The organism is Bradyrhizobium sp. 23 (assembly GCF_023073295.1).
GTDB classification, from domain to species: Bacteria; Pseudomonadota; Alphaproteobacteria; order Rhizobiales; family Xanthobacteraceae; genus Bradyrhizobium; species Bradyrhizobium canariense_D.
Window position 1 is genome coordinate 12,578 of sequence record NZ_JADPJF010000089.1, and the last position, 7,270, is coordinate 19,847.

Below are 7,270 nucleotides of genomic sequence, written 5' to 3' on the forward strand. Positions count from 1 at the left end.
GGCCCAGCCGAAGATCGCGGCCGACAGCACCAGGTCGAGCTGCTCAAGCTCGCTCAGCCCGGCCTCGCCAAGTGCGTGCGCATCGTCTGCGCTCGCTTCGATCGGAGTCGTCGAGAGTTTTGTAGCGAAATTGAACAATGCCTGCTGGCGCGTCTCCAGCGTGGCATCGCGCTCGTCGGCAAAGATCTCCTCGACGACCTCTTTGCGCCCGGAGTAATTGATGAAGCGTGAGGCGTGCACGGCGGCGCAATAGATGCAGCGGTTGACGACCGAGGCACTCAGCGCGCCGAGCTCGCGCTCCGCCGGGGACAGGCCGTCCTTGCCATACATAATGAGGTTGAACAGCGGCGAGCGCACCGCGAGCGACTCCGGGTCATGCGCCAGCGTCAGCACGTAAGGCGAGACGCCCTTGTTGGAGGGGGTGACCTTCATCGCCGCGAGCTGCTCGGGCGTTGCCGAGGCGAGCTCGACTGGCGTGACATAAGGCGACCAGGTCGGGACCGTGGTGGTGAAGCTATGGACGACCTCGCTCATCAGGCTTCGACCTCTTTCAGGAGCCTGAGGCCGGCCAGGACCCGCAGCTGGTAGTTCACGAAGGCGCCAAGCTCGGACAGCCGCACGATATCGGCCTCGCTGACGCCGGCCACCTTCAGCGCCGCAATGTCCTGTCGCGTCGCCTCGCGCGGCGAAAGCGTCAGCAGATCGACGTGGCGGGCCATGGCATCGTGAAGAGGATCGCCGCACACACCGCCGGGCCGGGTGAGCACGGCCAAATCAAGATCGCTCGAATGCGCCAGGTAGGATTCGTAATGCGCGATCAGCGCCCCGTCGCCGACATGACGGCACATCCGCGCCGCGAGTGCCGCCCGCAAGCCGTGGCTCAGACCGCCGGGCTCGCGCGGCAGCAGCACCGCGTCATGGGCCGCTTCGCTGAGGCGCAAAATCTCGGTGCGGGCGTTCAGAGCGTGGCCGAGCCGCGACGCCGCGGGCACGCCGACAATGGTTTCGATCAGCGTGGTCAAGCATTGCTCCGCGAGCTCTGTGGATTGGCGACGTCCTCGACGGCGAGCGCCGGCGGCTGCGCCGTATCGAGAAACGCCGACAGGGCAGCCTCGATCGGCATCGGATCAAGGCCGCGAGCTTTCAGCCACGTGGGATCATAATAGGTCTGCCGGTAGCGCTCGCCGGAATCGCAGATCAGCGTGACCAGCGATCCGGTTTGACCGGCGCTGCTCATCTCCGAGGCAATGCGGCACAGCGCCAGGAAATTGGTGCCGGTCGAGCCGCCGACTGGCCGGCGGAGCCGGCGCGACAGCACGTTCATCGCTGCGATCGTTGCGACATCCGGGATCTTCATCATGCGATCGACGACGCCCGGCACGAAGGAGGGTTCGCAGCGGGGCCGACCGACGCCTTCGATCAGCGAAGGCCGCTCGCAAACATGGGAGCGGTCCTGCGAGCGGAAGCAGTCGAAGAAGGCGGAATGCTCGACATCGGCAACGCAGAGCCGCGTCGGGTACTGGCGATAGCGCAAATAGCGTCCGAGCGTGGCCGAGGTGCCACCGGTGCCCGCCCCCATCACGATCCAGTCCGGCAACGGACGCGTCTCGCCCTTCAATTGCGTGAAGATCGATTCGGCGATGTTGTTGTTGCCGCGCCAGTCGGTGGCGCGCTCGGCGAAAGTGAACTGGTCCATATAGTGGCCGTTCAGGCGGGCGGCGAGCGCCGCCGCTTCCGCATAGAGTGCACGACCGTCATCGATCAGATGGCAGTTGCCGCCATAATGCTCGATCGCGGCGATCTTCTCCGCCGATGTCGTGCGCGGCATCACGGCATAGAAGGGCACGCCGATCATCTGTGCGAAATAGGCTTCCGACACCGCGGTCGATCCCGACGAGGCTTCCACCACGGGCGTGCCTTCGCGGATGTGGCCGTTGCAGAGCGCGTAGAGGAAGAGCGAGCGCGCGAGCCGGTGCTTCAGGCTGCCGGTCGGATGCGTGGACTCGTCCTTCAGATAGATGTCGATGCCTGATAGCGCCGGCACGATCAGCCGGATCAGATGCGTGTCGGCGGTGCGGCACTGGTCGGCCTCGATCGCCGCCACGGCCTCATCGACCCAGCCGCGCCGATAGGCCGGTCCGGCCGGATTGTGGTGGCGAAAGGGGTTCGGCTCCATCGACATGACCCTCAACTTCTCATAATGCCTATTGCACATCAAGAAATATTGTTCATTCTATATTCGCATAATGCGGGCACCAGACCATGAACCAGGACGTTATCGACATTCGCCTTCTCGAGGCCTTTGCCGCCGTGATGTCGGCCGGCAGCATCACGGGTGCGGCACGGTTGCTCGGCCGTTCGCAGCCGGTCACGACGCGTCAGATCCAGGATCTCGAGGCTGACGTCGGCTATCTCCTGTTCACCCGGAATGGCCCGCGCATCAGCCCGACGCCGAAAGGCGTCTTGTTTCATGCCGAGGTCGAGCGGCTTCTGATGGGCCTGAAGCACATCCGCCAGCGCGCCAACGCGATCGGCGCGGGTGCGCTTCCCGTGCTCAGCCTGGCGGCGATCCCGGCGCTGGCGGCCGGCTTCGTCCCGGCTGCGCTCGCAGCGCTCGAACGCGAGTTGCTACCAAGCCAGATCCACGTGCAGGCGCTCTCGGCCGAGAATGTGGTGCAATCGGTGCTGTCGCAGTCGGTCGATTTCGGTCTTGCGAGCCTGCCGATCCAGCATCCCGGGCTCGACGTGCAGTGGGTCTGCGAGGTGCCGTGCGTTGCGTGCCTCGCGTTGGATCACCCGCTGGCGAAGAAGAAGGTCATTCGCCTGAAGGACCTTGGTGGCGTCCGGCTGCTGACGATGGCCAACCCCTACCGGCTTCGCCGCCGCGTGGAGGAGGCGCTGGAGCGTGAAGGTGTCGTGCCCGCTGGGGTCATCGATACCAACGCTTCCCTGACGGCGATTGCCATGGCCAAGCAGTCGCTCGGCATCGCCGTGGTCGAGCCGGTGCTGACGTCCAGCCTGCCGGTTGAAGGCGTCGTCACCCGGCCGTTGGACGTGTCCATTTCGTTCCTGTTCGCCGCGATTGCGCCGACCGGGCGCGAGCCGACGCCAACGGTTGCCGCACTCAACGGCGCACTGCGCGCCGCGGTCGCGCTGATGCCGGGCGCAAGGCTGCATAGCGGCGCCACCGCGCTAGCCGAGGCCGGCGACGAAACCAGTCAATTCGAGAAAGCTTCCTCATGACGATGACACCTGGTGCGGCGGGCCTCGGGGCACTTGAAGCGCGCCTGAAGCAGGATCTGGCCTGGCTCGAACTGCCCGCCAAGTCATGGGTGCCCCGCCGCGTCGTCGATGGCGAGGGTGTCTTCGACGTCGTCATCGTCGGTGCCGGCATGGCCGGCCTTGTCGCCTCCGCCATGCTCAAGCGTCTCGGCGTCGACAACCAGCTCGTGCTCGACCGCGCGTGCGCAGGCGAGGAAGGTCCCTGGGTCACGTTCGCGCGGATGCGGACGCTGCGCTCGCCCAAGGAATTGACCGGCCCCGCGATGGGCATGCCGGCGCTGACCTTCCGCGCCTTCTACGAAGCGCAATATGGCGAGCAGGCGTGGCAGGCGCTCGACCGCGCGCCGCGCACGGTATGGATGGATTACTTGATATGGTACCGCAAAGTGCTGGGCCTGCCGGTCCGCAACGGGGTCTCGGTTGCGCGTATCCACGCGCGCCCCGATGAATTGTTCGCTCTCGACATCAGCGAGAGCGGCACGTCGCGACACATTCTCGCCCGGCATGTCGTGCTGGCGACGGGGCGCGACGGCCTCGGCGGCGCTTACGTGCCGCCGCTCGCCGACGGCATCGACCGGCGCTTCTGGGCGCATTCCGCCGATCCTATCGACTTCGAAAAGCTCCGCGGCAAGCGCGTCGCCGTCGTCGGCGCGGGCGCATCCGCGATGGACAACGCGGCGATGGCGCTGGAGTCGGGCGCCGCGCGCCTCGACCTCTTCATCCGGCGCGCGGACATCCCGCGCGTCAACAAGTTCACCGGTATCGGCAGCCAAGGGGTCGTGCACGGCTTTGCCGGCCTGACGGACGACTGGAAATGGCGCTTCCTCGATCACACGCTGAAAGCGCAGACGCCGCCGCCGCGGCAGAGCGTGCTGCGCGTCTCCGCCTATCCGCAGGCGCATTTCCATCTCGCAAGTCCGATCGATGATCTCGTCGTCAAAGAGGATCATCTCATGGTGACGACGCCGAAGGGCCGCTATGCGACCGACTTCATCATCTTCGGAACCGGCTTCAAGGTCGACCTCGCGTTGCGCGACGAGCTTGCCGCGTTTGCGCCGCATATCCGCTTCTGGAGCGACCGCTTCCCGACGCCTGACGGCATGGACAATGCGGAGCTGGAAAACTCGCCCGACCTCGGCGACAGCTTTCAGTTCCTGGAGAAGCAGTCAGGCGCCTGCCCGATGCTGGCACGGCTGCACTGTTTCAACTATCCGGCGACGCTGAGCCACGGAAAGCTTTCCGGCGATATTCCCGCGATCAGCGAGGGCGCCGACCGGCTCGCGCGCGGCATCGTCCGCCGCCTCTTCGTCGAGGATCGCGAGATTCATTTCGCCAACCTCAAGGCCTTCGCAACGCCGGAACTCGTTGGCGACGAATGGCAGGATGCCGACGCCACCCATCAACTCGCCGAATAGGCGCAACCGGACAGGCAAGCGAGAGATGCAGACGAACAGGAAAGCCATCGTGGCCGCGGTCGCCGGCAACGCAATGGAGTGGTACGACTTCACCGTGTTCGCGCTGATGACACCGGTCATCAAGAACCTGTTCTTTCCGGTCGACCCGAAAATTCCGGGCAGTGAGATCAACGCGCTACTGCTGACGACCGCGCTGTTCGGCACCGGCTTCTTCATGCGACCGATCGGCGGCCTCGTGCTCGGCTATTTCGGCGATCGCAAGGGGCGGAAAGCGGCGATGACGCTCGGCATGGGCATCATGGCGCTGTCGGTCGCGCTGTTGGCATTGACGCCGACCTACGCCACGGCCGGCATTGGGGCACCCCTGATCGTGCTGCTGGCGCGGCTGTTACAGGGCTTTTCGGTCGGCGGCGAGTTCGGTACCTCGACCGCCTATCTGATCGAAGCGGCGCCTCCCGGCCGCACCGGCTTCTATGGCTCGTGGCAGATCGCCGGCCAGCTCATGGCCAACGTGCTCGGCGCAGTGCTGGGCGCCGCCCTGACGCTGACCTTCACGCAGGAGCAGCTTGCCGCCGGCGCCTGGCGTATTCCCTTCTTCGTCGGCCTCGTGATCGTTCCGATCCTGCTCTATATGCGCGCCAGCGTCATCGAGCCCGAAGCGTCCCGGCGCAGCATGGCGACGGTGCACAAGGAGGATTTCATCGCCGCGCTGAAGAATCCCGGCCGCAATTTCCTGATCGGCATGGGCATGGTGGTGGCGAGCGCCGTGTCGTTCTACGTCACCTTCGGCTACACCGTGACGTACGCCAAGGAGGTGCTGAAGCTGCCGCTGATGCAGAGCTTCCTGGTTCAGATGATCGCGGCGATCGTGATGGTGATCGTCGTCCCCATTGCCGGCGCCATCTCCGACCGCTACCCGCGCAAGCCGCTGCTGCTGGTCTCGCTCATCGGCTATTTCGTCTCGCTCTATCCGCTCTATAGCTGGGTGATCTCCGAGCCGTCGATCGCAAAGCTCCTGGTCGCCCAGGTCGTCATCGGCTGCTTCAGCGCCTTCTTCCTCGGCGTCTACTGCACCACGCTGGTCGAGCTGTTCCCGATCCGGGTCCGCTCGACCGCGCTTGCCATCGTCAACAATGTCGCGGTGCTGGTATTCGGCGGCTTTGCCCAGTTCTTCGTGACATGGCTGATCGCGCTCACCGGCTCCCCGTTGGCGCCGATCTTCTATGTGATGATCGGCGTCGGCCTCGGGCTGATCGCGGTGATCGCGATGCGGCCGGAGGACGCCGGCCGGGAGCAGGTCGCGGACGGCATCGTCGAACAAGCGTTGTGAGGCCGCTCAAAACTCCAGCGGCGCGTTGTCGACGACTTCCTTCATCACGAAGAAGGTGCGGGTCTGGCGCACGCCGGACAGCGCGATCAGTTGCTCGCCGTGGATACGGTTGAAGTCCTCCATGTCGCCGACGCGGATCTTGAGGAAATAGTCGAAGTCGCCGGCGACGAGGTGACAGTCGAGCACGAATTTCAGCCTGGTGATCGCCTGCTCGAAGATCGCAAAGCTCTCCGGCGTCGAACGGTCGAGCACGACCCCGACCATCACCAGCGTACCCTTTGCCACCTTCTTCGGCGCGACGATGGCGCGGACGGCGGCGATGAAGCCGTGCTCGAACAGGCGCTGGGTGCGGCGATGGCAGGTGGCGGGACTGATGGCGACGGTTTCGGCCAGCTCGGCGTTGCTGAGCCGGCCGTTATTTTGCAGCAATCGCAACATCTTAAGGTCGACACGATCAAGACGAGCGGACATGGAAGAAGCTTCCGTTCTTAGTACCTAGTCCGAAAGGAATACCACACATCTCGTCCATTATCGCAAGATCATCCGCAATAGAGGCGCAATATTTGAAAGCACCTTTTTGCAGAGCGATGCTAGCATTTTTGGAGACATTAACGCCAATCGGGATGACCTGACGATGCTCGAAAAATTCGCGCGCTATCCGCTGACCTTTGGTCCGACGCCCATCGAGAAGCTGGAGCGGCTGTCAAAGCATCTCGGCGGCAATGTCGAGGTCTATGCCAAGCGCGAGGACTGCAATTCCGGCCTCGCTTATGGCGGCAACAAGCTGCGCAAGCTCGAATACATCATCCCCGACGCGATCGCCTCGAACGCCGACACGCTGGTCTCGATCGGTGGCGTGCAGTCCAACCACACCCGCATGATCGCGGCCGTCGCGGCCAAGATCGGCATGAAGTGCCGCCTGGTGCAGGAGGCCTGGGTGCCGCACGAGGACGCCGTCTATGACCGCGTCGGCAACATCATGCTGTCGCGCATCATGGGCGCCGACGTGCGCCTGGTCGACGACGGCTTCGACATCGGCATCCGCAAGAGCTGGGAGGACGCGATCGAGGAGGTGAAGGCGGCGGGCGGCAAGCCCTATGCGATTCCCGCCGGCGCCTCCGTGCACAAATTCGGCGGCCTCGGCTATGTCGGCTTCGCCGAGGAAGTGCGCAAGCAGGAAGCCGAACTCGGCTTCAAGTTCGACTACATCGTGGTCTGCACCGTCACCGGCTCGACCCATGCC

8 protein-coding genes are annotated in these 7,270 nt (G+C 64.7%); 4 read left to right on the top strand and 4 right to left on the bottom strand.

All coding sequences use genetic code 11. From position 1 onward, the window contains the following. From IVB32_RS22150 to IVB32_RS22160, 3 genes are all read right to left on the bottom strand, one after another. Positions 1-534, bottom strand: a 534-nt coding sequence (locus IVB32_RS22150) for a peroxidase-related enzyme (RefSeq protein ID WP_247411436.1), incomplete at its 3' end; no start/stop codon positions are given. Continuing rightward, on the bottom strand, positions 534-1,022 hold the full coding sequence (locus IVB32_RS22155) for a hypothetical protein (protein ID WP_018452873.1): 489 nt from the start codon (positions 1,020-1,022) through the stop codon (positions 534-536). The genes IVB32_RS22150 and IVB32_RS22155, both read right to left, overlap by 1 nt. Continuing rightward, positions 1,019-2,176, bottom strand: a complete 1,158-nt coding sequence (locus IVB32_RS22160; protein WP_039798756.1) for a PLP-dependent cysteine synthase family protein — start codon at positions 2,174-2,176, stop codon at positions 1,019-1,021. The genes IVB32_RS22155 and IVB32_RS22160 overlap by 4 nt, the downstream gene beginning before the upstream one ends. 86 nt (positions 2,177-2,262) lie before the next feature. Here IVB32_RS22160 and IVB32_RS22165 point away from each other — a divergent pair, with 86 nt between their 5' ends. The 3 genes from IVB32_RS22165 to IVB32_RS22175 are packed head-to-tail and all read left to right on the top strand — an operon-like array spanning position 2,263 to position 6,027. Beyond that, a complete protein-coding gene (locus tag IVB32_RS22165) occupies positions 2,263-3,243 on the top strand; it encodes a LysR family transcriptional regulator (protein WP_018452871.1) in 981 nt (326 codons plus the stop codon). Further along, the gene (locus IVB32_RS22170) at positions 3,240-4,697 is read left to right on the top strand and encodes an NAD(P)/FAD-dependent oxidoreductase (protein ID WP_018452870.1); all 1,458 of its coding nucleotides are present in this window, start codon (positions 3,240-3,242) and stop codon (positions 4,695-4,697) included. Before IVB32_RS22165 ends, IVB32_RS22170 begins: the two co-directional genes overlap by 4 nt. Positions 4,698-4,722: 25 nt before the next feature. Then, a complete protein-coding gene (locus IVB32_RS22175; RefSeq protein ID WP_026232412.1) occupies positions 4,723-6,027 on the top strand; it encodes a citrate-proton symporter in 1,305 nt (434 codons plus the stop codon). Positions 6,028-6,033: 6 nt separating this feature from the next. On the opposite strand, the gene IVB32_RS22180 is transcribed toward IVB32_RS22175, so the two are convergent. Beyond that, complete coding sequence (locus IVB32_RS22180) at positions 6,034-6,498, bottom strand: Lrp/AsnC ligand binding domain-containing protein (RefSeq protein WP_247369145.1); 465 nt, start codon at positions 6,496-6,498, stop codon at positions 6,034-6,036. 163 nt (positions 6,499-6,661) lie between these two features. On the opposite strand from IVB32_RS22180, the gene IVB32_RS22185 reads away from it, so the two are divergent. Continuing rightward, on the top strand, positions 6,662-7,270 hold a 609-nt coding region (locus IVB32_RS22185), incomplete at its 3' end, for a pyridoxal-phosphate dependent enzyme (RefSeq protein ID WP_247411437.1).

Coding starts and splice junctions, on each gene's coding strand:
- IVB32_RS22160 (WP_039798756.1), bottom strand. CDS start 2,176: ATGGAGCCGAACCCCTTTCGCCACCACAATCCGGCCGGACCGGCCTAT.
- IVB32_RS22165 (WP_018452871.1), top strand. CDS start 2,263: ATGAACCAGGACGTTATCGACATTCGCCTTCTCGAGGCCTTTGCCGCC.
- IVB32_RS22170 (WP_018452870.1), top strand. CDS start 3,240: ATGACGATGACACCTGGTGCGGCGGGCCTCGGGGCACTTGAAGCGCGC.
- IVB32_RS22175 (WP_026232412.1), top strand. CDS start 4,723: ATGCAGACGAACAGGAAAGCCATCGTGGCCGCGGTCGCCGGCAACGCA.
- IVB32_RS22180 (WP_247369145.1), bottom strand. CDS start 6,498: ATGTCCGCTCGTCTTGATCGTGTCGACCTTAAGATGTTGCGATTGCTG.